The following is a 26,145-nucleotide window of genomic DNA, read 5'->3' as shown; positions in this document are numbered from 1 at the left end:
ACCGACCGGGAGACCACGTGGCCGAACCGTCCCGCCTCCGCCCCGAGGACCGCGCGGATTTCGAAGCCGTACTGCACCTGGCCCTGAGCACCGCGGACGTCCGTGGTGCGCTCGGCGCCGACCCGACCGGCCGGACAGCCGCGCACCTGCGCGCCCACACCCTGGCCCACGCCGACGACATCGCGGCGGCGGCCGGCGAGCCGTACCGCGCCTATCTCGCCGTACGCGGGGCGGCCCGGCACGAGGCGCGGGGCTCGCGCGACACCGGCAGTCTGCTGCCCGCCCTCGCGGTGCTCACGCCGCTCGTGGCGGCCACCTCCGCCGGGGTGCTGCTCCTGCTCGGCGGCCTGCTCCAAGTGGCCGACGCCCCGGGGCCGTTGCCCGGATCGCTCCTGGCGGCCGGCTGGACCCTGGCGCTCGTCGCGGCCGTGACCGGCCTCGTCGCCCTGGCCGCGCTGCTGCGCACGGCCCTGGGCCGGCGCGGCGCACCGACGGCCGGGCATGTGGAGCAGGCCCGGATGGCCTGGCGGCAGGCGCTGCTCGACCTCGGCGTGCTGCCCCACCTGCGCGGGCAGCTGGCCCCGCGACCCGAGGCGGCGATGACGCCGGCCTCCCCGCCCGATACGCTCGCGCCGTGCCCGGCCCGGGCGGGAAAGGACAGGACACCATGTTCGGACTGAGCGAGCTCGCGATCCTCCTCATCGTCGTCATAGCCGTGATCGGAGCGAAGAAGCTCCCCGAACTCGCCCGCTCGGCCGGCAAGTCGGCGCGCATCCTCAAGGCCGAGGCACGCGCCGCGAAGGACGAGGAGGCCGGATCGGGCACCGCGCCGCGGGTGGTCCCGGGCGAGGTCGTCCCGCCGGGCGGCACGGGCACGACCCCGCCCGGGGCGCGAGCGGCGGGGGCCCCGGACCACCCCTGATCCGTCCCGTGATCCGTCCCGGGGCTACAGCGTGCGCTCCAGGCGGTCCGCCACCAGCTTGACGAAACGGGCCGGGTCCTTGGGCTGGCCGCCCTCGGCGAGCACCGCCAGCGTGTGCAGCAGCTCGGCGGACTCGACGAGACCCGAGCGGTCCTCGCGCTCCTTGTACGCCTGGTTCAGGCCCTTCACCAGCTGGTGGCCGGGGTTGAGCTCGAGGATCCGCTGGGCGCGCGGCACCTCCTGGCCCATCGCCCGGTACATGTTCTCCAGGGCCGGGGTCAGATCGTGCGCGTCCGAGACGACACAGGCGGGAGAGACGGTGAGCCGCGCCGACAGGCGCACCTCCTTGATGTCCTCGCCCAGCTGCTCCCGCATCCAGCCGAGCAGCCCGGCGTAGTCCTCGGCCTGCTTCTCCCGCTCCTCGTCGGCCTTCTCGTCCCCCTGGGCGTCCAGGTCGATCTCACCCTTGGCGACGGACCGCAGCCGCTTGCCCTCGTACTCGCCGACGGCGTCCACCCACACCTCGTCGACGGCGTCGGTGAGCAGCAAGACCTCGATGCCCTTGTCGCGGAACGCCTCCATGTGCGGGGAGTTCTCGATGCTCTGCCGGGACTCGCCGGTGAGGTAGTAGATGTCGTCCTGGCCGTCCTTCATCCGCTCCGCGTACCGCGCCAGGGTGGTCGGCTCGTCGTCGGCGTGCGTGGTCGCGAACGAGCAGAGGGCGAGGATGGCGTCGCGGTTCTCGGAGTCGGTGACCAGGCCCTCCTTGAGGACGGTGCCGAACTCGCGCCAGAACGTGGCGTAGCGGTCGGCGTCCTTGGTCATGAAGTCCTTGACCGTGGACAGGACCTTCTTGGTCAGCCGGCGCTGCATCATCCGGATGTGCCGGTCCTGCTGGAGGATCTCGCGGGAGACGTTGAGCGAGAGGTCCGCCGCGTCGACGACGCCCTTGACGAAGCGCAGGTACGGCGGCAGCAGCGCCTCGCAGTCGTCCATGATGAAGACGCGCTTCACATAGAGCTGGATGCCGCGCTTGAAGTCCCGCGTGAACAGGTCGTGCGGGGCGTGCTCGGGGACGAAGAGCAGGGCCTGGTACTCGAACGTGCCCTCCGCCTGGAGCCGGATCGTCTCCAGCGGCTCGCGCCAGTCATGGCTGATGTGCTTGTACAGCTCGTGGTACTCGTCGTCGGACACCTCGTCGCGCGAGCGCGCCCACAGGGCCTTCATGGAGTTCAGCGTCTCGGGCTCGGGCGCGCTGTCGCCGTCGCCCGCCTCCGGGACCATCCGGATCGGCCAGGTGATGAAGTCCGAGTACCGCTTGACGATCTCCTTGATCTGCCACGGCGAGGTGTAGTCGTGCAGCTGGTTCTCGGGGTCGGCGGGCTTGAGGTGGAGCGTGACGGACGTGCCCTGGGGCGCGTCGTCGACCTTCTCCAGCGTGTACGTGGCCTCACCGCGCGACGTCCAGCGGGTCCCCTGGCTCTCCCCGGCCCGCCGGCTCACCAGCGTCACCTCGTCCGCCGCCATGAAGCCGGAGTAGAAGCCGACACCGAACTGGCCGATGAGCCCCTCGGCCCCGGCCGCGTCCTTGGCCTCCTTCAGTTCCTGGAGGAAGGTGGCGGTGCCCGAGTTGGCGATGGTGCCGATGAGCTGCCCGACCTCGTCGTACGACATCCCGATGCCGTTGTCCCGCACCGTGAGGGTGCGGGCCTCCTTGTCGACATCGATCCGGATGTGCAGATCCGACACGTCGGCGTCGAGCGAGTCGTCCCGCAGCTTCTCCAGACGCAGCTTGTCGAGCGCGTCGGAGGCGTTGGAGACGAGTTCCCGCAGGAAGACATCCTTGTTCGAGTAGACCGAGTGGATCATCAGCTGGAGCAGCTGACGTGCCTCTACCTGGAACTCAAACGTTTCGGTCGTCATGGTTCGCGTATACCTCACAGGTCCCACAGTCGCCTGAAATCGTGGCAGCAACTGTAAAACACCAAGTCAGGCCGCAGAACCGGAAGTCAGACGAGGTGGGCGAACACGACCAGGTTCTCGGTGTAGTCCCGGGCCTTGCGGTCGTACGTACCCGAGCAGGTGATGAGCCGGACCTGGGCATCCCGTGTGTCGCCGTACACGCGCTCGTCGGGGAACTCGTCCTTCTCGAAGGACTCCGCTCCGTCGACGACGAAGGTGGCCCGGCGGCCGTCGGCTCGCGTCACATGGAACCGGTCCCCCTTGCGCAGTTCGCTGAGCCGGGCGAACACGGCCAGGGACGTCGCGGTGTCCACGTGGCCGGCGATGATCGCGGTGCCGGTCTCGCCGGGCGAGTGGCCCTTGGCGTACCAGCCGACGAGATTGGTCTCGTCGGGCGGCGGGGGTGCGAGCTGACCCGAACGGTCGATGGCGAGGGCGGTGAAGGGCGCGTCGACCGCGATCTTGGGGATGAGGAGGCGGACCGGCCGGGACCGGGGCAGCCGCGGGCGGGTCTTGGAGGAGCCGGCCCGTTCCGCGGGGGCGGAAGGCGCGGCAACCGAGACGGCCGGTGGGGCGTGCGGCGGGCCCGAGGTGTCGGACGACTCGTCGCCGCCACCGACCAGGCACAGGGTCAGGACCAGGGCGGCCACCGCCCAGAAGGCCGTCACGACTGTGCGGAATCGGCGCTTCGACTTCTGCGGATCGGGGCCTGGGTCGACGGGGGTGGGGGAGCTGGCTGCCATCGGGGACCACCTCATTCGGGCACGGCGGCGCATCGGGCGGGGCAGCGGGCACGACACGCGGGGACGACGAGCCGGGCCGCCGCGACGCGAGGGGCACGTGCGGCGGCCACGGCGGCTATGTGGTCAGGCATCGGTCATGCCGTGCCCCGCGAGGCCCGCTGGCGTCGCAGCGCGTACAGGCCGCTGCCGGCCACCGCCAGCACGGCGAGACCACCGGCGGTGACACCCGGAGCGGCCAGTGCGCCGCCACCGGTGTGGACGCCGCCGCGCGGCTTGTCGTGCTCGTCGTGCCTGCCGTTCTCGTCGTGCTTGTCGCCCCAGTCCTTTTCGTGCTTGTCCCAGTCCTTGCCGTGCTCGTCGTGCTTGTCCCAGTCCTTGTCACGCTTGTCCCCGTAGGGGTCGTCGTGCTTGTCACCCCAGGGGTCCTCGCCGCGCTCGCCGTCCTTGTAGGTGTCCGGGTCGTGCTTGGGGTTGTCCCAGTCGTCGTCGGCGTTCACCGCGGCCAGCGCTCCGCCACCCGTGTGGACACCGCCGCGCGGCTCGTGGTGTTTGTCCTCCTTGTGGTGCTCCTTGCTGTAGGAAGTGTTGTCGTGGTCCCGGTCACCCATGGCTTCGGCACCGGCGGTGGGTGCGGCGATCGCGAGGGCCGCCGTGGCGGTCGCCGTCGCGAGCAGAATGCGGGCAGAGCGCATCGATCGTCCTTCCGTCGCGGGCCGGGCAGCTGACGCCTCGCCAGCTCAGGAGACCCGGCCTCGACGTGAACCACCGTCAGTCATGCCGGGCCGTCCCACCATCCAGGGCGTTCACATGGGTTACGGCCGCACTCCGACGGCGGCATCGGACGGTGACCGGAAAGATCGCAACCTCCACCGCGCCGCACCCGTCTCCTACGGCGAAACGGGGGCGAGGACCGCTCTCCCCCGGACCGTCACGGGAGGCGCTCATGGCCATGGTCGGCCTGTTCTGGATCGGCGAGGACTCGGTGTACGTGGGGGCCGAGCCCACGGGAGCGGCCTCCGGTGTACGGCTGTCCGAGGACGGCGTCGAGGCGCCCGGGGCCGGTCAGGGCAGGTTCTGGACCTGGGACGAGGTGGTCCGGATCGAGACGCACCACGTGGCCGTACGGTCCGGGGTGCGGAGGCTGGCGTCCATGGCATTCGACGCCGCGTCCGTCATGGTCACGGGGGACGGCCAGCTGCCGCCCGCCTTCGAGGTGGAGGTGGCGACGGCCGAGGAGAGCGTCCTGGTCGATGTGCTCACGGCCGTCACCGGCGGGATCTACCTGCCCTCCGAGTACGACCTCTCCACCACCCTCCTCCAGCGGCTCACCGACGGCGGCGCCGAGATCGGCGACCTTCTGGCGTGGGGCCGTGAGCACGCGGCCGAGGGCACTCCGCCGCGCGAGGAGCGGGAGGCGCTGCTGCGGAAGTGGGCCGGGGCGTAGCGCCCTGCCGCCGTCTCACGCGTGGGCGGGGCGGCCACACCGCTCGGCGTGGCGTCACCGCCTCCTCGGGTCCTGACGTCCCAGGCGGCTCGGGTCCGGATCCACCAGCTGGGCCGACATGCCGACCATGACCAGCCCGGCCGCGATGAGCAGCCCCTGGGCCAGGGCGATGCCGGAGCCCAGCACGGCCACGCCCAGTGCCAGTCCCCACCAGGCTCCGGTACGCCGGTACTCCCGGGGCGGGGCCGGACGGCCGGACCGCAGGGCCCGGGCGAACCTGGGGTCCTCCCGCTCGAGTCGCGCTTCGAGGTCGACGAGACGTTCGTCTCCGGACTGGGGCACGGCTTCTCCTTCCCGGAACCCGACAGCGCTTCGAGACAGGGCACGGCCGAGGCCATGGCGAATCCTGGGGTGTCGGGCCACGTGACGGTGCGGAGGGAGACGGTCCGCCGACGCACGGTGCGGCCGGTCTCACCAGGGCTTCAGCTTCTCCCCCCTCCAGCGGCCTCCGCCATCAGGCCCCACCCTCATCCTTCCCGGTGGCCGCACTGTACGAACGCCGTGCCGGGAGGCCGGTGTTCGCCTCGAGGATGGGTGGTGGCACGGATGGCGGCGGCGCCGGGCAGCGCACACGCTGGAGGGATGACGGAGGCTGACAGGTCGGTGGAGGCGGTACGCGGTGCCCTTGTTCTGGCGGATCTTCCTGCTGAACGCCCTCGTGCTGATCGCGGCGACCGCGCTGCTGCTGGGGCCCGTGACCGTCTCCACGCCGGTGCTGCTCACGGAGGCCGCGGTGCTGACGGTGGGGCTGGCCGCGATGCTCGTCGCCAACGCCTTGCTGCTGCGGGTCGGGCTCACCCCGCTCCAGCGCCTGACGCGGGCCATGACGACGACCGACCTGCTGCGTCCGGGACGGCGTCCGGCGGTCGGCGGCCAGGCGGAGGTCGCCGAGCTGATCACGACCTTCAACACCATGCTCGACCGGCTGGAGGACGAGCGGGCCACGAGCAGCGCCCGGGTCCTGTCCGCCCAGGAGGCCGAGCGGCGCCGTATCGCCCAGGAGCTGCACGACGAGGTCGGTCAGACCCTCACGGCCGTGCTGCTCGAACTCAAGCGGGTGGCCGGTCACGCCCCGCCCGATCTGCTGGAGGAGCTGCGCCAGGTGCAGGAGACCACCCGGGCCGGTCTGGACGAGATCCGTCGTATCGCCCGCCGGCTGCGCCCCGGTGTGCTGGACGAACTCGGTCTGGCGAGTGCGCTGAAGTCCCTCGCCACGGACTTCGGCGGGCCCTGCCTGTCCGTACGGCACCGCCTGGACGCGGATCTGCCGCCGCTCGGCCCGGAGGCCGAGCTCGTCCTCTACCGGGTGGCGCAGGAGGGGCTCACCAATGTGGCCCGGCACGCGGATGCCCGGCACGCCGAGATCGCGCTGCGGCGGACCGCCACGGGCGTACGGCTGTGCGTCCGTGACGACGGACGGGGCACCGGCGACGCGCCGGAGGGAGCCGGCATCCGCGGCATGCGGGAACGTGCCCTGCTCGTCGGCGCCGACCTCAGCCTGGGCCCCGGCCCGGACAAGGGCACCGAAGTGCGCCTGACCGTCCCCGTGCCCGTACGCGACCCCGACCGGAACGGCCGACCATGACCGACTCCCCCACGCGCATCCTGCTCGCCGACGACCACGCCCTGGTGCGGCGGGGTGTCCGGCTGATCCTGGACGCCGAACCCGATCTCACCGTGGTCGCCGAGGCGGACGACGGGGCCGAGGCCGTCGCCCGGGCCCGTGAGCACCGGCCCGATCTGGCCGTCCTCGACATCGCCATGCCCCGGCTGACGGGGCTCCAGGCGGCCCGGGAGCTGTCCCGGACCTGTCCTGAGACGCGGATCCTCATTCTGACCATGTACGACAACGAGCAGTTCTTCTTCGAGGCGCTCGGTGCCGGTGCCTCGGGCTATGTGCTCAAGTCCGTGGCGGACCGCGATCTGGTCGAGGCGTGCCGGGCCACCATGCGGGGCGAGCCCTTCCTGTATCCCGGCGCCGTCGACGCGCTGGTCCGCGACTACCTCGACCGTGTCCGGGAGGGCGGCGCACCGCCCTCCCGGGCCATCACGGACCGTGAGGAGGAGATCCTCAAGCTCGTCGCCGAGGGCCACACCTCGCAGCAGATCGCCGAGCTGCTGGTCATCAGCCCCAAGACGGTGGAGCGCCACCGCGCCAACCTGCTCCAGAAGCTCGGCCTGAAGGACCGGCTGGAGCTGACGCGCTACGCCATCCGCGTGGGGCTGATCGAGCCGTAGAGCGCCTGGGACCGGCTGTAGCCAGGCCGGGTCCGGACAGTCCCTTCGTTCGACCGGTCGGGCGGAAGCGCGTGCCAGGCGCCATGGGGCAGGCGGGACCGTGCGGACCCCGCCTAGCGCTCGGCCGTCTCGGCAGGCCGAGGCTCGGACAGCGCGCTGTCGGCCTCGGGTCGGGTCCTGGTGCCGTCCGCCGCGCCTGAGCCGACGTCGCCGTACGACGGTTCCCCGCGGCCCGGCATCAGGTCCTGGGCGGACCGGAGCGCGCGGGCGAGCAGGGAGGAACGGCCGGCGGCGATGGGGCCGAGGACCGCGAGGACGAGGACGTATCCGGCGATGAACGGGGCGAGGCGGTTGTCGAGTCCGGCGCTGGCGGCCATGGCGGCCAGGATCAGCGCGAACTCCCCGCGGGCCACGAGGGTGGTGGCGATCTCGGCGGCGGGCTCGGCGCCGTAGCCGTACACGCGGGCGACGAGGAGCCCGGCGATGATGTTCATGACGACGGTCAGCGCGGCCGCCGCGGCGACCGGGCCGACGACGGACAGGATGTCGCCGGGGTCGATGGAGAGTCCGAAGGCGAAGAAGAAGATCGCCGCGAAGGCGTCGCGCAGCGGATGCACCAGTTCCCGGATGCGCGGGCCGGAGGAGGTGCCGGCCAGGATCAGGCCGACCATGAACGCGCCGATGGCGTCGGCGACTCCGAGGACCTCGGCGACTCCCGCCACGAGAACGGCCGCGCCCAGGAAGGTGATGACGAGCAGTTCGCTGTCACGGGTCGCGATCAGACGCCCGGCCAGTTTCGTGCCGTAGCGGGCCGCGGCGGCCAGGACCAGCAGGAAACCGAAGGCCTTGCCGCCCTGGAGGACCATGTCCCCGACGCCCTGGGCGCCGCTGATGACCGGCTGGAGCGCGGCGAGGTACAGCGCGAGGAAGATGTCCTCGACCACGATGACGCCCAGGATGAGACGGGTCTCCGGGCGGCCGATGCGGCCCAGGTCGATGAGGATCTTGGTGACGATGGCGGACGAGGAGATGCCGAGGACACCGGCGAGCACCAGCGCCTCCCGGACGCCCCAGCCCAGGGCGAACCCGAAGGCCAGACCCGCGCCGACGTTGAGCAGCAGATAGATCCCACCCGCGGTCAGCAGGCGCCGGCCGCCGCTCTTGAGGTCGTCGAGGTGGAACTCAAGGCCCAGGTAGAACAGCAGCAGCACCAGTCCGAGCGCGGAGAGCATCTCGAAGTCGTGTGCGTCCTCGACGATGACCAGGCCCGGGGTGTGCGGGCCGAGCAGGATGCCCGCGAGCATGAACAGCGGGATCGTCGGGAGTCCGATCCTGCCGCCGAGGCGGGCGAGGAAGGCGGCGGCCAGGAAGGCACCGCCCATGGCGAGGAGGCTGTCAGCGTGTCCCACGGGTCACCGCCTTCGTGGGAGCGCGGTGGGCGGATCGTTTCACCTTGCGGGGATGGATAGGGGCTCCTCCTTCGAGGGGGGCTCTGAACGGGCAGCGTTGTCCGCCTCTCGGCGCATACCGAGGCCGCGGCCATGACAACCGGCACGAAAGCCTCGGCGATGCTGCCAGCCTCACACGCACACCGGTGGCGTCACCATCGGTGCCCGCACCCATCTCCGGGTGGGGACGACACCCATCTCCCCGTCAGACGCCCCGGTGTTCGATCCCCAGCAGACTCGCCGCCGCCCGGAAGTCGGCCGCGTGGTGGCCGACCGCGAGGGACCAGTGGTGGCCGACGCCCGTGGCGCTCCACGCGTCCACCCATTCGCCCGGATCGCGGCCGAAGTCGACACGGCTGGTGGTGTTGCCGATCTCCAGCAGCGGTCCGGGGACGACGGTGCCCTCGGAGGTGACGAAGGACAGGCTGCCATCGGCGTCCTGGCCCAGCCCGAGCAGGGTGACGGGCCCGTGCCGGACGTCGAACTCGACGCTCACGCCCCAGCCGCGCTTGCCGTGATAGACGCCGAGTCCGCGCAGCAGGGGCTCGCGGGCGCTGACGGCGAGGTGGGCGGGTCCGTCGTGGCCCATCTCCACGACGCCGTCCTCGAAGTCGAGGGCCTGGATCTCGGTGAAGGAGCCGCCGGCGCCGACGCTCTGGGAGGCGAGCTGGGCGACACTGGTGCGCAGTTCGTACTCGCCGGCCGCGGGCACGCCCCGGGCGGTGAGCAGGGAGGCGCCCAGGATCATGCCGGCGCCGAGCCGCTCGTGCAGTTCGCCGTCGAGGCCGCGGTGGTAGTAGGCGAGGGTGTCGAGCCCGAAGTCCTCGACGAGGCGGTCCAGTGCGACCGATACGGTCGCGCCCCAGGCGAAGTCCTCGTCCACCACGCTGTCGTCGAGGGTGAAGACCTGCCGGGCGAGTGCGATGCGCTCCCGGGTCTCCGCCTCGGTCACGCGCTCCACCCGGTGCCGCAGGTCGTCGAACTCCAGGACCTCCACGTGCGAGCCGAACGTCGTGGCCAGCAGCGTCGGATCGGTCTGCACGTCGAGCATGCCGGGGTACACGTGCCCCATGAGGCCGTGCCGGGCGTGCCGGAGCGCGGCGCGGATGTGGGCGGCCCGGATCCACTGCTCGATGCGCCGCCAGGCGGACTCCTGGCGCAGCCATCCCGAGACCGACCGGAAGGGGATGCCGGAGCGCCGGAAGACATTGCCTACCTCGGGGACGGAGCACTGGGCGCAGTAGGCCAGCCAGTCACCGGTGTCGAAGGTCGCGTGGTTCATCCTCTGGCTCGGCTGGAGGTCGATGACCAGGACGGGTGTGTGCGAGCGCTGCGCGATCGGCAGCACCATCGACGACGTCAGATACGTCGTCAGGAACAGCACGATCAGATCGCAGTCGGCCCGGCGCAACAGCTCGGCGGCCCGCGCGCCCTCCTGCGCGTCGGAGACGAATCCGGCGTCGGTCACCTCCGCGTCCATCCCCCGGAAGCGTTCGGCGACATGGGCGGCCGACTCCTTCAGCTGCGGGAGGAGCCCGGGGAACTGCGGCCAGTAGGTGCCCAGTCCGCCGGCGACCAGTCCGATCCGGGTGCGGCGCCGGGTGACCGGCGGGAGCAGGTCGTGCAGGGCGGCGGTTTGTACGGCCCCGCGGTCGGCGGTCGTTGCCATGGTCGGTGCTCCTTGTCGGGTCTGCTGCTCAGGTGCTGGGGATGCGCAGGCTCGCCCTGTCGGGCACGGCGGGGGAGGAACGCGGCACCAGGACGCGGATGATGAACACGCCCGCGAACGCCGCCACCGTCATACAGGCGGTGATCGTCCAGAGCAGGACGGCCGGGCTGTAGTCGGCCAGGGCGGGGGTGAAGAACGCGGCGACCGCGAAGACTCCCCGCGACAGGGCGTAGGTCAGGCCCTGGGTGGTGCCCCGGGTGTCGGCGGGCAGCGTGAGCTGCGACCACACCTTGTAGTTCGCCTCCCCGGCGAAGGGGTTGGAGAGCTGGTAGAGGACGAAGAAGACGAGCATGCCGACGAGCGCGCCCGCGGTCAGCGACGCGATGACGAAGGCGAGGATCTGCACGACCGCGGCCACGTGGAACAGCCGGTCGCGCCAGGGGCTGTCGGCGACGCGGACGAACGCGAAGGTCAGCAGCACCCCGATCGGGATGAAGGCCAGGTTGATCCCGGTGGCCAGGCTCTGTGAGGCGTCGCTGACGGTGACGAGCAGATAGGTGCCGAACTGGCCGAAGGTGTTGGCCCCGAGGCCCCAGGTGACATAGAAGACGAAGGTCGCGGTCATCGGCAGCAGAGCGGCGCGTGTCCAGACGTTCTTCAGGGAGACACCCTGCGGGGCCGCGTCCGTTTCGGTCTCCGACGGCTCGTCGGCCAGCTTCAGACGGGAGCGGAAGGCCCAGGTGACGAGTGCGGCGACGGCCAGCTGGCCGGTGATGAGCCGGGCCCCGGTCATGCCCGAGGTGGACAGGGCGAAGCCGAGGGCGATGGCGACGGCGATGCCCAGCATCCACATGACCTGGGTGAAGGCGACGAGCCTGCCCCGGGCCCAGGAGGGCGCGGCGTCCGAGACCACGGCCAGGGACGTCGGCAGGTCGGCGCCGGCCGCGAGCCCCGCGACGAGGACGCCGATCAGCAGCGTGATGTCGTCCGGGGCCAGCGTGATGACGATCGCGCCGAGGGCGAAGCAGAAGATGTCCCAGTTGTAGACGCGGCGGCGGCCGAAGAGGTCGGCGAGCCGTCCGCCGACCAGGGACCCGACGGCGATGCAGCCGGTGACGATCGCGCTGATCGCACCGGCCATCCACACGCCCATGTCGTAACTGTCGCGGTAGACGGCCAGGTTGACGGAGATGCTGACGATCAGCCCGGCATCGAGATAGGAGGCCATGCCCGACAGGGCGGCGGCCTTCCAGAGCTGTTTCGGGATGGGGCGGGTACCGGCCATGATGCGACTCCGTCGTCTGGTGACATCGCGTTTCCGGGGGCCTGGTCGCAGCGAATATAGGGCGAGAAAAACGTTGCAACAAGATGTCGCGCGCACATGGGTGAGATGACGTCGGCTGCCGCGCCACCGTTCCGGGATATGGCGTGATCGCCCCAGGCCCCCTACGGTGAAGGTGGCCTAAAAACGTTTCAGGGGAAGGACCGCTTCCGTGCTCTCCCCCGCGCTCCGGCGTCTGTTCGACGACCCGCCCCGCGACTTCGGCCCCACTCCCCTGTGGTGGTGGTCGGGTGCGAAGGTCACCCGGGAGCGCCTCGCGTGGCAGTTGCGGGCGTTCGCGCAGGGCGGTGTCCACAACCTCGTCGTGATCAACCTGGCCCCGGCCGGCCCGACGTTCGGTGCCCGGGCCGACGATCCGGCGTGGTTCGGCGAGGAGTGGTGGGCGCGCTTCACCGACGCCTGCGAGATCGCCGCGGAACTGGGCACGCGCCTGTGGTTCTACGACCAGATCGGGTTCTCCGGCGCCAATGTGCAGGGCGATGTGACACAGCGTCATCCCGAGGCGGCCGGCCGCGCGTTGCGCTGTCACGACCTCACCGTCGCCCGGGGCACGGTCGCCGTCGGTGATGCCGAGACCCCGCTGGCCGCCTACACCCCGCAGGGCCGGCGCCTCGATCTGGCCACGGACGGCCCGGGCGGCACTACCGGTATCCCCGCCGCCGACGGAACCGAGGTACGGCTCGTCACCACCGTCCCCACGGCGTTCGACTACCTCGACCCGCACGCCGTGGGCCTGTTGATGGACACCGTCCACCACGAGTACGACCGCCGTGTCCCCGACTACCTCGGCAACGTCATCGCGGGCAGCTTCCAGGACGAACTGCCGGGCACGAACGCGTGGAGCCACCGCTTCGCCGACGAGTTCCGCGCCCGACGCGGCTACGACCTGCTCGACCACCTGCCGGCCCTGTTCGGGACGAACGCCACCGTGCCGGAGGGAGAGATCCGCGCCGACTACTACGCGGTCCGCGCGGAACTCACCGAGGAGGCCCTGTTCCGGCCGCTCTCCGACTGGCACCGCGAGCGCGGCCTGCTGCTCGGCAGCGACCAGAGCCACCCGGCCCGCGCGGGCTACCCGGCGCAGTCGACGCAGATCTACACCGACTACTTCCGGACCCACCGCTGGTACAGCGCCGCCGGCAGCGACCACCACGGTGACGCCAAGGTGCACTCCTCCCTGGCCCACCTCTACGGCCACGAACGGGTGTGGATCGAGGCGTTCCACTCCTCCGGCTGGGGCGGCACGCTGGAGGACACCTACCACTGGTTGCTGCCGTTCCTGCGCAGCGGCGCCAACCTGTACAACCCGCACGCCAGTTATTTCGGCACGGCGGGCGGCTGGTTCGAGTGGGCGCCGCCGTCCACCGACTGGCGCCAGCCCTACTGGAAGCAGTACCCGGCGTTCTCCCGGGCCGTGGCCCGGATCTGCTCGATCATGTCCTGGGGCGGCTACGCGGCCGACGTGGCGGTCCTGCATCCGACCGCGACCATGCAGGCCCTCATCCCGCTGGACGCGCAGGTCCAGCACTTCGGCGACGGCAGGCTGGGCGACGGTCATGCCGACGCCGACGAGACGCAGCGCCACTACCTGGACCTGTGCGGCACGAACAACTGGCTCGCCCCGCACGTCGGCAGCCTGGACCGGCACGGGATCTCCTTCGACATCGTCGACGACGACTCGGTCCAGCGCGCCAAGGCCACCGACGGAGCCCTGCGCATCAGGGACCTGGCGTACCGCGCGGTGCTGCTGCCCTCGGCGAGCGTGCTGGAGCAGGAGACGGCGCGGCGGCTGGCCGAACTGCTCGACGCGGGAGGGCGGGTCGTGGTCGTGGGACGGCCGCCCGGGACCGCAGCGGGCCGGTCCGGTGACGACGCGGTGGTGGCGGCCCTGCTGGCCCATCCACGGCTGGAGCGGGTGCCCGACCCGGAGGCCGGTGCGGCGGCGGTGTCCGACGCGGCCGGGTACGCCACCGGTGAGGTGCCGCTGCTCGTCAGGAGGCAGGGGAACGAGGCGGTGGCGCTGGTCACGGCGGCCTTCCCGGAGATCGGCGCGCATCCGCTGCGGCCCGGCGCCTCCCCGGCGGGCCTTGCCGTCGGCACCTCGTCGGTCACCGTCAGGGCCGAGGTCGCCGAGGCCGAGCTCTGGAACCCGGCGACCGGCTCCCGCCGTCCCGCGCGCGTCACCGTGACCGACTCCGCCGACGGCGCCGTCTCGACCATCGAGGTGCCGTTGGACGGCGCCCCGGCGGCCCTCGTCGTCTGGCGTGAAGGCCGCGCGGCACCGACACCGCCGGAACGTGAGGCGCCCGGCCGGGTCCTCGACCTGTCGGCCGGCTGGCACGGCCGGCTGGTCCCCACCCTGGACAACACCTGGGGCGATCTGGCACTGCCCCCCGGCTCGTCCGTGGACGAGCCGCAGATCTGGAGCATGGAGTGGAGCGAGGGCGGGGAGTGGGAGCGGGCTCGGGCCACATTCGGCAACCGGGTCCGTGTCCTGCCCCCGGTGCCCCTCGGCGAGGTGCCCGAGCCGCTGGACGCCGAACGCGTCGAACGAGTCCTGACGGGCGGGTTGCCCCTCGTACCGCCGGACGCGGGCTGGGACGTCGCCGTGTACTCGTCGAGCCGGGGCATCCCTGAGCCGGGCGGGCTGCTGGGCATCAAGGGGCTGGTGAACGAGGAGTTCGTCCGCGTGCCCGTGCCGGTCGGCGCGACGGCGGCCCGGGTCCGGACGATCGTGGAGACGGACCACCGGGGGCCCGCCGAACTGCAGGTCGGCGCGGAGGCCCGTAAACGGGTGTGGTGGAACGGCGAGTTGCTGGACCCGGGCGGCGCAGGGTATGTGGCGTCCGCGCGGATCACGGTGGCCCGCGCCCGCAACGTGCTCGAGTACGAACTGTCCGACGCCCAGAGCCGTCCCTCGACGATCTCGGCCGAGGACGGCACGCCGCTGGGCAGCTTCTTCTGTCTGTCCGCGCCGGGTGGGCTCGGGCCGCGTCCTCGGTTCATGCGCCCGCCGGACGGTGTGCGGCCGGACGGCCGGGTGACGTACCGCGCACGGCTGCGGGTCCCGGGCGAGGGTGCGCGGGCGGTGCTCGTGGTGGGTGCCGCCTCGGCGGTCACCGTGCTGCTCGACGGGGACGTCGTGGCGCGGCAGGAGAAGGTGGAGTACTACGCGGCGGACTGGGGCGCCGTACCGCAGTTCTTCCGCCACGAACCGGCGCTCGGGGCGGGCGAGCACACCCTGGAGGTCGTGTCCGACAGTGCCGATGCCCGGGACGCGGTCTTCGTCGACCTGGTGGTGCGGTCCGGTGACGGGGTGACGTCCCTGGTCAGCGGCGCCGGCTGGGAGGCCGACACGGGCGGGTGGCGGGGGCGGACCGTCGAGGACGACCGCAGGCGGGGCGAGCTGCGGCACTGCCACGCCGTGGTGCGGCCGCACCCCCTGCCGGACACCGGGTGGCTCACCGGCCGGCCAGTGCTCCCCGGCACCGTATGGCCGTCACGGTCCACGGACGACGTCCACGCGGCCCCGCAGCGCTTCCGGTTCACCGTGCCGGCCGGCACGGTGTCCCTCGACCTGCCGTTGGCGCTCCACGCGACCGTGCGAGTCGGGGACGGACCGGAATCGCCCCTGGACGGACCTCGGCTGGCGCTCCGCCAACCGCTGTCGGCACCCACGCCGGTCGAGGTGGTCACCGAGCCGACGGCGGTCCTGCGGGGCGGCTCCCCCTGGCGGGGGCCGGTGCGCGTGCGGACCGTACCGGCGCCGCTGCCGCTCGGCGACTGGCGTGAGCTGGGGCTGGGCAGTTGGAGCGGGGGCGTGATGTACGCCCGTGCCCTTCAGGTGCCGCCGGGGGCCGATCCCGTGCTGGATCTCGGGCGGGTGCGGGGCAGTGTGGAGGTGTCGGTCGACGGGGAGTTCGCCGGTGAGGCGTTCTGCGCCCCGTACCGATTCCCGTTGCGCGGTGCCGCCGGGCGTACCGTCCGGGTGGAAGTGACCGTCCGGGGCACGCTGGCGCCCTATCTCGCGGAGGCCACGCCCACCGCCTGGGCGTTCGACTCCCAGCTGTCGTCGGGGCTGCTGGGTCCGGTGACGCTATGGGTGCCGTCCGACGTCTAGTCGCCGGCGGGCGGCCGGGTGGAGTCGCGCAGGACGAGGCCGGGGGCGAAGACGCGGGTCTCGTGGAGGTGGTCCGCGCGGGCCTCGATCTCGTCGAGCAGCATCTCCACGGCCGCCCGGCCGAGGTCCTCGACCGGCTGCCGGACCGTCGTCAGGGTCGTCGCCCCGAAGGTCGCGACATCGAGATCACCGTAGCCGACCACCTGCACGTCCTCCGGAATGCGCACGCCCCGCTCGGTCAGTCCCCGGCACAGGCCGGCCGCGAGGAAGTCGTTGGTGCAGAAGACCCCGTCGGGCAGGTGCTCGAGTTCGCGCGCGATCTGTGTGCCGTACGCGACGGTCATCCGCTCGGCGACGACCTGGTCCAGCCGTGCCTCGCGCCGGCTGCGGACGGCCTGCCGGGCGCCCTGGTACCGGTCGGCGCACTGGCGTATGCCGCGTTCGCCGTTGACGACGAGGATGTCGCGCGCCCCGCTGTCGAGCAGGTGCTGTACGGCGATGCGGCCGCCGGCGATGTCGTCGACGGAGGCCGAGCAGCCCTCCCGGTCGGGCATCGCGCGGTCGGCCAGGACCAGCGGGATGCCCCGCTCACGCAGCCGGGCCAGCCGCCCCGGGTCGGCGCTGAGCGGCACGACGACCACGCCGACGGCCCGCTGTTCGACGAGCATGCTGAAGTAGCCCTGCTCGCGTTCCGGGGCGTCGCCGCTGTGGCAGAGGACGAGGGAGTAGCCGTGGTCGTAGGCCGCGTCGGCCGCACCGCGTGCGATGCGCGCGTAGAAGGAGTTGGTCACGTCGGGCAGCACGAGCCCGATGGCGGAGGAGTGGCCGGTGCGCAGGCCCGCCGCTCCCGGGTGGGGGACGTAGTCGAGCGCGGCGACCGCGACGCGGACGCGCTCGGCGGTCCGTTCGGTGACCCGCTCGGGCCGGTTGAGCACGTTGGACACCGTGGACACCGAGACGCCGGCGGCGGCCGCGACGTCCTGGATGCGGGCGGGGCGTGCCGGAACGGCGTCCACCCCCTCGCTGTTGCGGCCGTGCGACCAGGCACGACGGCGGCCTCCATGAGCGCCGCAAGTATAACGTGACCGGGCGTGGAACGTTTTTCCCGCCCGGCCTCCGTTGTCGCCGCTTCAGGCTCCTCATCAGGCGGAGGGCGCGCCCGTGAGGACGTCCACCCGGCCGGTGTCGAGCGAGTAGTAGGCGCTGACGACAGCCAGGTCGCCCTTCTTCACCATCGGGGCGAGGTCCTTGTTGGAACGCAGGCCGGCGGCGGTCTGATTGATGTGGATACGGGTCATGGCGTCGACCGGGTCGGCGTGCTTGCCCTTGGCCGTCTCCTCGTACGCGGGCTCCAGGGCGTCGGCGATCGCCTGCAGGTTGCCGGGCAGTCCCTTGCCGTCGCGCAGCGCCTCGTACGCCGCCTTGACGGCACCGCAGCGCTGGTGGCCGAGGACCACGATGAGCGGGGTGCCGGACGTCATCGGCCCGTACTCCACGGAACCGACGACGACCGGCCCCACGACCTGTCCGCCGGTGCGCATCACGAAGAGGTCGCCGAGACCGGTGTCGAAGAGCAGCTCCGGCGGCACCCGGGAGTCGATGCACGACAGGATCACGCCGTAGGGCTTCTGCTCCTCGGCGACGAACTCGCGGCGCTTCGGGTCGCGGTCGGGGTGCTGGAGGCTGCCGTCCACCCAGCGCTTGTTGCCGTCCATCAGACGGGAGAACGCCGCCCACGGCGAGTCCGGCCGGGCGGCGGCCGCGGGAGAGGGAGACGTGCTCGCACCCGCGGCCGCGGCCGTCCCCTTGGCCGTGGAGTCCGTCTTCGACGAACAGGCGGTGAGCAGAGCCGCGGTGGTGGCGGCCAGCCCACCGGTGAGTATGGCCCTGCGCTGTGGTGTTCCGGCGGTACCCATGTAGCTGTCCCCTATGGTCGCCGCTCCCCTGGTGGGAGCCGGTGATGCCACTGTCGCGGGCGGCCGGTTAGCGCCCGTACAGCGCTGATGCAGCGCAGGGGAAGGGCTGATCCAAATCGCGGGACGGGGTCAGGGTCCGCCCCTCGGTGATCAGGCCGGGAACTCCCGCTTGAGCCAGTCACCGTCCAGACGGATGTGTTTGATGGTGCGCCGGTGGTGGGTGTAGGCGACGTGGAGAGTGCCGTCCGGTGTCTGGGCGAGGGAGGGGTAGGACAGCTCGCGGTTGAGGCCGTCGCGGGAGTTGTTGGTCAGGCAGTGCCCGTCGCCGGTCTCGAGGTCGTGGCGCAGCGGCCATGTGCGTCCGTCGTCCGGGGAGAGGGCCAGCGAGAGCGGGGCACGGGGTGCGCCCCAGAACGCGTCGCCCGTGGGGGCGGTTTCCGCAGGGGTCCCTGCCACTCCCCCGTCGTCGATCTCGTCGTACAGCGAGACCCTGCGCGCGACGGCGTCGGCCGCGCTGCTGTGGTTGTAGACCAGGGCGAGCCTGCCGTCGGCCAGCACGGTGTACTGGATCGAGGAGTTGTTGTTCGGCAGGTCCAGGGGGCGCGGTGCGCTCCAGGTCTCGCCGCCGTCGGACGACACGCTGCTGTGCACGGCGTCCGCGCGACGGCTGCGGAAGAGGGCCAGGAGTGAACCGTCGGGCAGCGGGCGGATGTTCATGTGGACGAGGCCGGTGCTGCCCGGGACGGGGCTTTCGCGCCAGGTGCGTCCGCCGTCGTCGCTGATCATGACGGAGCTGGTGTCCCGGTCCCCCGACCAGGAGGTGCCGGGGGTGGCGACACAGCGGAACACGGGGAGCAACAGCCGCTCGCCGTGCGGCACTTGGACGACGGGCTGGCGTACGAAGACGCCGCCCTGCTCGGTGGCCGCGAACAGGACGCGGGCCGGACCCCAGGTGGCGCCCTCGTCGTGGCTGACGCGCAGCCGGACCTCGGCCGTGTCCTGGTGGCCCGCGCGCTGTGCGGTGTGCAGGAGCCAGAGTTCGCCCGAGGGAGCGGGGAACAGGAGCGGGTTCTGCTCGGAGCGGGTGTCGTCGGCGGAGAGACGCACGGGGAGGGACCAGGTGTCGGCGCCCTGGGCGAGGCGGGAGAACCACACCGAGATGTCGGCGACACCTTCCTGGGTGCCGCCGAACCAGACGCAGCCGAGGTCGCCGCTGGGCAGGACGGTGAGGTTGGCGGCGTGGTTCTGCACGGCGGGGGCGGCCAGATGGGTCTCGGCGCGGCCCAACTGGGTGGGATGGGGGCGCAGGGTGCCGTCGGGGGTGGTCATCGGGACTCTCCCTCCTGACGCGCGGCGTCGAGGTGGGACGCGGCGATCTGCTGGAGGTGGACGACGTCGGCTGCGATGGAGACGTAGGTCCAGCCTTCGGTGAGGCGGCGGGCGGCGCTCGCGCCGTCGGCGTTGTGGATGCCTGCCGCGATGCCCGCCGCCTCGGCGGCCTTCCTGATGCGGGTCAGGGCCTGCTCGAACTCCTCCTGCACGGACGGGTCGGTGGACGTCGCTCCACCGATGGCCAGGCGCAGGTCGGACGGGCCGACGTAGATGCCGTCGAGACCGTCCGTGGCGCAGATGGCTTCGACGTTGGCGAGGCCGTCGGCGGTCTCGATCATGGCGAGGACGGCGGTCTGGGCGTGGGTGTCGGCCGGGTTGGGTCCGATACGGAGCTGGGCGCGCATCGGTCCGTAGGAGCGGCGGCCGAGTGGGGGGTAGCGCACGGCGGCGACGGCGTCGGCGGCGTCCTGCGGGGTGTCGATCAGCGGGACGATGACGCCGGTCGCGCCCGCGTCGAGGGCCTTGCCGATGTAGGTGGGGTCGTTGGCCTCCACGCGTACGATGCCGACGGCGGTGGAGCCTTTGGTGTCGGTGGCCAGGAGGTTGTGGAGCATGCCCTGGTAGCCGAAGAGGCCGTGCTGGGCGTCGAAGGCGAGGTAGTCGTAGCCGAGGCGGGCCAGGCGTTCGGCGGCGATGGACGAGTCGAGCAGGGACCAGTAGCCGATCAGCTGCTCGCGCGCGCGCAGGGCGGTGGTGAACTCGGCTGGGGTGCGGCCGGTTGCCATGAAGGGTCTCCGTCAGGGTGGGGTGGGGTTCAGCGGTTGTAGGCGGGCATCGGGCCGCGCAGGCGGGCGCCGACCTCGTCGCAGGCCGCGGTGACATCGGCGGGCAGCGGACCACTCGCGGCGGCGGCGATGTTGGCGAGCAGGTGCCCGGTCTTCGAGCCGCCGAGCAGCAGGGCGTCGGTGGAGGGCCGCTCCAGCAGCCAGCGCAGGGCGAGGTCGGTCAGTGCCAGGCCCGCCTCGGAGGCGATACGGGTGAGGTCGGCCACCGCGCGGAACAGGTCCTCGTTCCAGTACCGCTGCCGGTACATGACGGCCAGCCTCGAATCACCGAAACGGCCACTGTCCGGGGCCTGCTCGAAGGAGTGCCGGCCGGTCAGCAGACCACCGCCGAGCGGGTTGTAGACCATCGTGGCAAGCCCGCAGACGGCCGCGTACTCGACGTACTCCTCCTCGATACGCCGCGCCAGGAGGTTGTGCAGCTGCTGCGCGACCACCGGACGCGGAGCCCCCACCTCCTGCGCCACCCGACCGAGCTCAGAGATCTGCCAGGCCGCGAAGTTGGACACGCCCAGCGCGCCGACCTTGCCCTCGGCGACGAACTCGGCCACGGTCGCCAGGGTTTCGGCCAGGGGCGTCGCACGGTCGGGCTGATGCAGATAGAACAGATCGACACGATCGGTGCCGAGCCGCTTCAGACTGCCCTCCAGCGCGGCCCGCAGCCCGGCCGGCGACAGCGGCGCGTGATCACCCTGGTCCGGATGCGGGATACCCGCCTTGGTCGCCAGCACGATCCGCTCCCGGCGCCCCGGCAACAACTCCCCCAGCAACCGCTCACTCTCACCACCCGCATAACCGTTCGCGGTGTCCACGCCCGTGATACCCGCATCCAGCGCGGCATCCAGCATCGACGCGGCCGTCGAGCGGTCGACGGTGTCGCCGAAGGTCATCGTGCCGAGCACCAGCCGCGAGAGCGGAACGGTGGTGTTCGGGAGGGTCAGGCCGGTGGTCACGAGGAGCTTCCTTCCAGTACGCGGCGGGGTTTCACGCCGTGGATGGCGGTCGGGTCGAGGGCTGCGCGGCGCAGGGCGCGGGTGTAGGGGTCGGCCGGGGCGGCGAGGACGGTCTCGGTCCGCCCGGCCTCGACCACACGGCCGGCCCGCATCACCACGACGTCCGTGCTCATCTCGCGCACCACGCCCAGGTTGTGCGCGATGACGAGGTAGGCGATGCCGGTCTCCTCCTGCAACTCCCGCAGGAGCGCGAGCACCTGGGCCTGCACGGAGACGTCGAGCGCTGAGGTCGCCTCGTCGCAGACCAGCAGGTCGGGCCGGGATGCGAGGGCGCGGGCGATGCCGATGCGCTGCCGCTGGCCGCCGGAGAAGTCGGCCGGGCGGCGTTCCAGGGCGGACGGGGGCAGGCCGACCTGGTCGAGCAGCTCGGCGGCGCGGCGGGACCGTTCGCCGCGGTCGGACACACCGCCGAGGCGCAGCGGCTCGGCCACGATCTGCTGGGCGGTCAGATGGGGGTCGAGGGAGCCGTACGGGTCCTGGAAGACCATCTGGACGCGGCGCCGCAGCGGTCGCAGTCTCCGCTCCGGGAGGGTGGCGATGTCCGTGCCGTCGAGGACGATTCGGCCGGACCGTGGGGTGAGCAGCCGGACCAGGGCGCGGGCGAGGGTCGACTTGCCGCAGCCGGACTCGCCGACGACCGCGAGCGAGCCGCCCTTGTCGAGCTGGAAGCCGACCTGGTCGACGGCACGGAAGGGGCCGCTCGGGGTCGGGTATTCGACGACCAGGTCCTCTACGCAGAGCAGGGTCATGGGGTGGCTCCTCGCACGGAGGTCTCGTCCTCGTCCCAGGCGCCGAGGCGGGGCACGGCGGCGAGGAGGGCTCGGGTGTAGGGCTCGGCGGGTTTGTCGACGATGCGTTCGGCCGGTCCGGACTCGACGAAGCGGCCGTCCTTCATGACGTGGATGCGGTCGGAGACCAGCCGGGCCACGCCCAGGTCGTGCGTGATCATCAGTATGCCGATGCCGGTGCGTTCCTGGAGTTCCATCAGCAGGTCCAGGACGCTGGCCTGCACGGTCGCGTCGAGGGCGGAGGTGGGTTCGTCGGCGACCAGCAGTTCCGGATCGCCGGCCAGGGCGATGGCGATGAGGATGCGTTGCAGCATGCCGCCGGAGAACTGGTGCGGGTAGGACTTCCAGCGGGTCTCGGGGCGTGTGATGCGCACCTGGGCGAGCAGCTCGATGCCCTTCTCGCGGGCCTGGGCCCTGGACAGTTCGGGGTGGCGCAGGCGGATCGCCTCGCCGAGCTGCCGGCCGATGGTGTGGACGGGGCTGAGGGCGGTCATCGGGTCCTGTGGGATCAGGGACACCGTCCGGCCGCGTACCGCGCATGCCGCGCCGGGGTCGGCGACGACGTCCCGGCCGCCGACGCGGACGCTGCCGGACAGCACGGCGAGGCCCTCCGGCAGCAGGCGCAGTACGCCCATCGCGGTGGTCGACTTGCCGGAACCTGACTCGCCGATGAGGGTCACGGTCTCGCCGCGGCCGACGGTGAAGGTCACGCCGTCGACGGCGCGGACGACGCCGTGCGCGGTGATGAGTTCGATCTGGAGGTCACGGACGTCCAGCAGGGGTGTCCCGGTGCTCATGCTCCCGCTCCCTTCCGGCGGCGGGTGCGGTCCCGCAGTCCGTCGCCCAGCAGGTTGACGCCGACCACGAGGAGGGCGATGACCAGGCCGGGCAGGGTGACCAGCCACCACGAGGTGGTGATGTAGGCCTGGCCGTCGGAGATGATCCGGCCCCAGGTGGCGAAGGGCCGCTGCGGTCCGGCGCCGAGGAAGCTCAGCGCGCTCTCCAGCAGGACGGCCTGGGCGAGCAGCAGCAGGACGACGAGGCTCACCGGCCGTACGACGTTGGGCACGACGTGCCGGGTGAGGATCTGCCAGCCGCGCAGGCCCAGCACCCGGGCGGCGGCGACGTACGGTTTCTCACGCTCGACCAGGACGAGGGAGCGGGTCAGCCGCGCCACCTCGGGCCACTGGGCGACGGCGATCACGCAGGTGATGACGGTGACGGAGGGCCCGAAGAGGGCGACGACGAGCAGCAGCATCATCAGCAGGGGCAGGGCGAGCTGGGCCTCCAGGAAGCGGGAGACGAGTGCGTCGACCCAGCCGCCGAAGAAGCCCGCGGCCGCCCCGGCGACGATGCCGATAAGACCGGACACCAGGACCGCGAGGACGCCGACCGACAGGGAGACCTGGCCGCCGTGCAGGATGCGCGACAGCAGGTCGCGGCCGAGCTGGTCGGTGCCGAGCAGATGCCCCGCGCTGAGCGGCGGCAGCCTGCGCTCCGAGAGGTCCTGGGCGTTGGCCTCCGGCAGGGGCAGCAGGCCGGCCAGGGCGACGGGCAGGACCACGAGGGCCGTGCACACGGACCCGGCCCAGATCTTGAAGCGTGAGCCGCGCCGCTGGCGGGTCGCGGTGGCCCGGGCGAGGTCGCGGGCGCCGACGGCGCTGGGCCGCTCGGTACCGGCGACCGGGGTGGAGATGACACCGGCCATGGTCAGGCCGCCTTTCCGAGTCGTACGCGCGGATCGAACAGCGGGTAGGCGAGGTCGACGAGGAGCTGCACGAGGATCGCGAGGGTGGCCGTCACGAGGACGGTGGCCTGGATGAGCGGGTAGTCGCGGGTCTCCAGCGCCCGGACGACGAGCGAGCCGACGCCCGGCCAGCCGAAGACGACCTCGACGACCACGACACCGTTGAGCAGGGCCGCGAAGCGGGTGCCGAGGGCGGTGACGAGCGGCACGGCGGAGTTGCGCAGGCCGTACTGCCAGGTCAGGGTGCGTTCGGAGACGCCGCGGGAGCGGGCGACCGTGGTGTAGGGGGCGGCGAGCGCGGTGGTCATCTCGCGGCGGACCAGGCGTGAGATCAGGGCGAGCTGGAGGACGGCCACGGTCACCGTGGGCAGGATCAGGCCGCTCCAGGAGGTGAATCCGGAGGCGGGCAGCACCGGGAGCAGCACCGCGAAGACGGTCAGCAGCATCACGCCGGTCCAGAAGTCCGGCATCGACTGCCCGGTGATCGTCAGGACGTTGGCGCCCAGCTCCCGCTTGGTGTCGGCGCGTCGGGCCATCCACACGCCGAGCGGTACGGCGACGACGGTGGTGACCGCGATGGCGGAGACCGCGAGGGTGATGGTGTACGGCAGCCGGTCCATGACCACCTGGAACGCGGAGGAGTGGAAGGAGTAGCTGGTGCCGAGGTTTCCGGTGCACAGGTCCCGCAGGAAGATCCCGTACTGGACGACGAGCGGTTCGTCGAGGCCGAACTGGGCGCGGATGCGGGCGAGGTCGGCGGCCGTGGCGCTGGGCGCTGCGTAGGCGGCGGCCGGGTCGCCGGGGGCCAGGCGCAGCAGCAGGAAGACCGTGGTGAGGGTGAGGAAGACGGCCAGCAGGCTCTGGCCGATGCGGCGGGCGAGGTAGGTGGCCACGGCTCAGCCCTCCAGCCGTACGGCGGACAGATCGTAGGAGTTGAGCTGGAGCAGGCCCAGGTCGTGCACGCGCTCGCGGCGGGCGAGCAGTGTCTTGGGGGCGAAGGCCCACAGGCTGGGCCAGGTGTTCCAGACGGCGTGCTGCGCGGCGGCCAGTTTGCGGTCGCGGGTGGCGGCGTCGGTCTCGGTGGCGGCGTCCTCCAGGCGGCGCTGGATGTCCGGGATGACGTAGCCCATGTAGGTGTCGCGGGTGCGTTCCCGCTCGGGGGTGCCGCCGTACATGCCCTGGAGGGAGGTGAGGGCCTGGCCGGTGGTGCCGGGGAAGCCGTTGCCGATGACGTCCCAGTCGCCGCCGCGGCCCTGCCGCCACTTCAGGATGTCGCCGCCCGGTTCGAACTGGAGCAGGGAGGCGCGGACGCCGATGTCGCGGAACATGTCGGCGACGGCTTCCATGACGGAGCTGTCGGCGGCGAACTCGCCCGACTCCCAGATGACGCGGATGCGCAGGCCCTCGGCGCCCAGCCGCTTCAGCTGCGCCTTGGCCTTGCCCGGGTCGTAGGTGTAGGCGCCGGTGCGTACCGCGCCCTCGAGGGCGAGCGGGACGACTCCTTCGGCGGCTTCGGCGGAGCCGGTGAGGACGTCCTTGGCCAGTGCCTCGCCGTCGATGGCGTAGGTGAGGGCGCGGCGTACGCGGGCGTCGGCCAGGGGGTGGTCGTCGCGCTTGCGGAAGTTGTAGAAGAGCTGGCAGATGCGGACGCCGGAGGTCTCCTCGACGGTGACGCCGGGCAGGCCGGTGAGCTGCTCGGCCGAGTCCGGGGTGAGGGTGTCCACGACGTCCAGCTCGCCGCTGCGCAGGGCGATGACCCGGCTGGACTCCTCGGGCACGAAGCGCACCCGGACGGTTTCGACGTGGGCCGGGCGGCCCCAGTAGCGGGGGTTGCGGGCGAGGGTGTACTCACCGGCGCCGCTGTTGGCCTCGATCACCTTGTACGGTCCTGAGCCGACGCCGCTCTGGAGTTCCTCGGGGCGGTTGGCGGCGGCCGGGGTGATGTGGATGTTGGCCATGAGGCGGTCGAGCACGGGCACCGGCCGCTCGGTGTGCAGTTCGAAGGTGCGCTCGCCGGTCTTCTCGACGGTGGGCAGCTCCGGGAAGAGGCCGAGGAGGAAGGAGCCGTTGACCTTGCCGTACATCTCCAGGGCGGTGGCGACGTCCTCGACGGTGACGGGGCTGCCGTCGGAGTAGCGCACGCCCTCGCGCAGCCGCACGCTCCAGGTGGTCGGCCCGGTCATCGCGAACCGGTCGGCGAGGACGAGCTGGACGCGCATGGCGGGGCCGATGCTCGTGAGGGCCTGGCGGACCGCGCGCTGCACGGTGACGGCGGCGTCGAACTGGTTCAGCTTGTTGTCGAGGCTCACCAGGGAGCGGTTCAGGCCGAGGGTGAGGGTGCCGGGGCCGGGGGCTCCGGTGGGTCCTGCGCAGGCGGAGAGGGGACCGAGGGCGAGACCCGTGCCGCCGAGCGCGCCGAGGCGCAGCAGGGTGCGGCGGCGGACGGGGCGGCCGAGGGGCTGCCACTGGGGGCTCTGGTCCGGGGGTGCGTCATAGGGGCTTGGGGTCATCGTCGACCTTCTCGCGTTCCGGGGGCGACCGGCTCGTGGTGTTCGTGCG

23 protein-coding genes are annotated in these 26,145 nt (G+C 72.1%); 6 read left to right on the top strand and 17 right to left on the bottom strand.

Annotated features, from left to right (window positions below; genetic code table 11):
- A partial coding sequence (locus ACFT4A_RS37040) for a hypothetical protein (RefSeq protein ID WP_382839529.1) occupies positions 1 to 680 on the top strand: 680 nt, incomplete at its 5' end.
- Positions 668 to 922 (top strand): twin-arginine translocase TatA/TatE family subunit, encoded by a 255-nt coding sequence (locus ACFT4A_RS37035; RefSeq protein WP_382839526.1) that lies wholly within the window; start codon positions 668 to 670, stop codon positions 920 to 922. The genes ACFT4A_RS37040 and ACFT4A_RS37035, both read left to right, overlap by 13 nt.
- A 24-nt stretch (positions 923 to 946) precedes the next feature.
- On the opposite strand, the gene htpG is transcribed toward ACFT4A_RS37035, so the two are convergent.
- The 3 genes from htpG to ACFT4A_RS37020 all read right to left on the bottom strand — a co-directional run bounded on the left by htpG (position 947) and on the right by ACFT4A_RS37020 (position 4,319).
- Positions 947 to 2,845 carry a molecular chaperone HtpG gene (gene htpG / locus ACFT4A_RS37030; protein ID WP_382839525.1) on the bottom strand — a complete coding sequence of 633 codons (1,899 nt, stop codon included), beginning with the start codon at positions 2,843 to 2,845 and terminating at the stop codon, positions 947 to 949.
- Between the two features lie 86 nt (positions 2,846 to 2,931).
- Positions 2,932 to 3,627 carry a class F sortase gene (locus tag ACFT4A_RS37025; RefSeq protein ID WP_382839522.1) on the bottom strand — a complete coding sequence of 232 codons (696 nt, stop codon included), beginning with the start codon at positions 3,625 to 3,627 and terminating at the stop codon, positions 2,932 to 2,934.
- Between the two features lie 134 nt (positions 3,628 to 3,761).
- Complete coding sequence (locus ACFT4A_RS37020; RefSeq protein WP_382839519.1) at positions 3,762 to 4,319, bottom strand: hypothetical protein; 558 nt, start codon at positions 4,317 to 4,319, stop codon at positions 3,762 to 3,764.
- A gap of 251 nt (positions 4,320 to 4,570) precedes the next feature.
- Between ACFT4A_RS37020 and ACFT4A_RS37015 the strand changes: the two genes are divergently transcribed.
- Positions 4,571 to 5,071: a hypothetical protein gene (locus tag ACFT4A_RS37015; protein WP_382839516.1), complete on the top strand. Its 501-nt coding sequence runs from the start codon at positions 4,571 to 4,573 to the stop codon at positions 5,069 to 5,071.
- A gap of 54 nt (positions 5,072 to 5,125) precedes the next feature.
- On the opposite strand, the gene ACFT4A_RS37010 is transcribed toward ACFT4A_RS37015, so the two are convergent.
- On the bottom strand, positions 5,126 to 5,413 hold the full coding sequence (locus tag ACFT4A_RS37010; protein WP_382839514.1) for a DUF3040 domain-containing protein: 288 nt from the start codon (positions 5,411 to 5,413) through the stop codon (positions 5,126 to 5,128).
- A gap of 337 nt (positions 5,414 to 5,750) precedes the next feature.
- Between ACFT4A_RS37010 and ACFT4A_RS37005 the strand changes: the two genes are divergently transcribed.
- Together ACFT4A_RS37005 and ACFT4A_RS37000 are read left to right on the top strand one after the other, a co-directional pair.
- Positions 5,751 to 6,716, top strand: coding sequence for a HAMP domain-containing sensor histidine kinase (locus ACFT4A_RS37005; RefSeq protein ID WP_382839512.1), 966 nt, complete (start codon positions 5,751 to 5,753; stop codon positions 6,714 to 6,716).
- Positions 6,713 to 7,369 (top strand): response regulator, encoded by a 657-nt coding sequence (locus tag ACFT4A_RS37000; protein ID WP_382839509.1) that lies wholly within the window; start codon positions 6,713 to 6,715, stop codon positions 7,367 to 7,369. Before ACFT4A_RS37005 ends, ACFT4A_RS37000 begins: the two co-directional genes overlap by 4 nt.
- 113 nt (positions 7,370 to 7,482) lie before the next feature.
- Here the strand turns inward: ACFT4A_RS37000 and ACFT4A_RS36995 are convergent, their stop codons facing one another.
- From ACFT4A_RS36995 to ACFT4A_RS36985, 3 genes are all read right to left on the bottom strand, one after another.
- The gene (locus tag ACFT4A_RS36995; protein ID WP_382839506.1) at positions 7,483 to 8,778 is read right to left on the bottom strand and encodes a cation:proton antiporter; all 1,296 of its coding nucleotides are present in this window, start codon (positions 8,776 to 8,778) and stop codon (positions 7,483 to 7,485) included.
- Between the two features lie 244 nt (positions 8,779 to 9,022).
- On the bottom strand, positions 9,023 to 10,486 hold the full coding sequence (locus ACFT4A_RS36990; protein WP_382839503.1) for an arabinose isomerase: 1,464 nt from the start codon (positions 10,484 to 10,486) through the stop codon (positions 9,023 to 9,025).
- 28 nt (positions 10,487 to 10,514) lie between these two features.
- Positions 10,515 to 11,771 (bottom strand): MFS transporter, encoded by a 1,257-nt coding sequence (locus tag ACFT4A_RS36985; RefSeq protein WP_382839501.1) that lies wholly within the window; start codon positions 11,769 to 11,771, stop codon positions 10,515 to 10,517.
- 208 nt (positions 11,772 to 11,979) lie between these two features.
- On the opposite strand from ACFT4A_RS36985, the gene ACFT4A_RS36980 reads away from it, so the two are divergent.
- A complete protein-coding gene (locus ACFT4A_RS36980) occupies positions 11,980 to 15,948 on the top strand; it encodes a glycosyl hydrolase (protein WP_382839498.1) in 3,969 nt (1,322 codons plus the stop codon).
- On the opposite strand, the gene ACFT4A_RS36975 is transcribed toward ACFT4A_RS36980, so the two are convergent.
- The 10 genes from ACFT4A_RS36975 to ACFT4A_RS36930 all read right to left on the bottom strand — a co-directional run bounded on the left by ACFT4A_RS36975 (position 15,945) and on the right by ACFT4A_RS36930 (position 26,096).
- Positions 15,945 to 16,964 carry a LacI family DNA-binding transcriptional regulator gene (locus ACFT4A_RS36975; RefSeq protein WP_382839495.1) on the bottom strand — a complete coding sequence of 340 codons (1,020 nt, stop codon included), beginning with the start codon at positions 16,962 to 16,964 and terminating at the stop codon, positions 15,945 to 15,947. The two genes, ACFT4A_RS36980 and ACFT4A_RS36975, sit on opposite strands and share 4 nt — an antisense overlap.
- A 126-nt stretch (positions 16,965 to 17,090) precedes the next feature.
- Positions 17,091 to 17,864 carry a carbonic anhydrase gene (locus ACFT4A_RS36970; RefSeq protein WP_382839493.1) on the bottom strand — a complete coding sequence of 258 codons (774 nt, stop codon included), beginning with the start codon at positions 17,862 to 17,864 and terminating at the stop codon, positions 17,091 to 17,093.
- A gap of 150 nt (positions 17,865 to 18,014) precedes the next feature.
- Positions 18,015 to 19,193, bottom strand: coding sequence for an exo-alpha-sialidase (locus ACFT4A_RS36965; RefSeq protein WP_382839491.1), 1,179 nt, complete (start codon positions 19,191 to 19,193; stop codon positions 18,015 to 18,017).
- Positions 19,190 to 19,981: an HpcH/HpaI aldolase/citrate lyase family protein gene (locus tag ACFT4A_RS36960; RefSeq protein WP_382839488.1), complete on the bottom strand. Its 792-nt coding sequence runs from the start codon at positions 19,979 to 19,981 to the stop codon at positions 19,190 to 19,192. Before ACFT4A_RS36960 ends, ACFT4A_RS36965 begins: the two co-directional genes overlap by 4 nt.
- A gap of 29 nt (positions 19,982 to 20,010) precedes the next feature.
- Entirely contained in the window at positions 20,011 to 20,991 is a 981-nt protein-coding gene (locus tag ACFT4A_RS36955) for an aldo/keto reductase (RefSeq protein WP_382839485.1), read from the bottom strand.
- Positions 20,988 to 21,800, bottom strand: a complete 813-nt coding sequence (locus ACFT4A_RS36950) for an ATP-binding cassette domain-containing protein (RefSeq protein ID WP_382839483.1) — start codon at positions 21,798 to 21,800, stop codon at positions 20,988 to 20,990. Before ACFT4A_RS36950 ends, ACFT4A_RS36955 begins: the two co-directional genes overlap by 4 nt.
- Complete coding sequence (locus ACFT4A_RS36945; RefSeq protein ID WP_382839481.1) at positions 21,797 to 22,636, bottom strand: ABC transporter ATP-binding protein; 840 nt, start codon at positions 22,634 to 22,636, stop codon at positions 21,797 to 21,799. Before ACFT4A_RS36945 ends, ACFT4A_RS36950 begins: the two co-directional genes overlap by 4 nt.
- A complete protein-coding gene (locus ACFT4A_RS36940) occupies positions 22,633 to 23,547 on the bottom strand; it encodes an ABC transporter permease (RefSeq protein ID WP_215123280.1) in 915 nt (304 codons plus the stop codon). Before ACFT4A_RS36940 ends, ACFT4A_RS36945 begins: the two co-directional genes overlap by 4 nt.
- Positions 23,548 to 23,549: 2 nt before the next feature.
- Positions 23,550 to 24,479 carry an ABC transporter permease gene (locus ACFT4A_RS36935; protein WP_382579837.1) on the bottom strand — a complete coding sequence of 310 codons (930 nt, stop codon included), beginning with the start codon at positions 24,477 to 24,479 and terminating at the stop codon, positions 23,550 to 23,552.
- Positions 24,480 to 24,482: 3 nt separating this feature from the next.
- Positions 24,483 to 26,096 carry an ABC transporter substrate-binding protein gene (locus ACFT4A_RS36930; protein ID WP_382839478.1) on the bottom strand — a complete coding sequence of 538 codons (1,614 nt, stop codon included), beginning with the start codon at positions 26,094 to 26,096 and terminating at the stop codon, positions 24,483 to 24,485.
- Between the last annotated feature and the right edge of the window lie 49 nt (positions 26,097 to 26,145).

The organism is Streptomyces sp. NPDC057099 (genome assembly GCF_042671245.1).
GTDB lineage: Bacteria > Actinomycetota > Actinomycetes > Streptomycetales > Streptomycetaceae > Streptomyces > Streptomyces purpurascens.
This window is presented reverse-complemented; position numbering and strand designations above follow the sequence as displayed.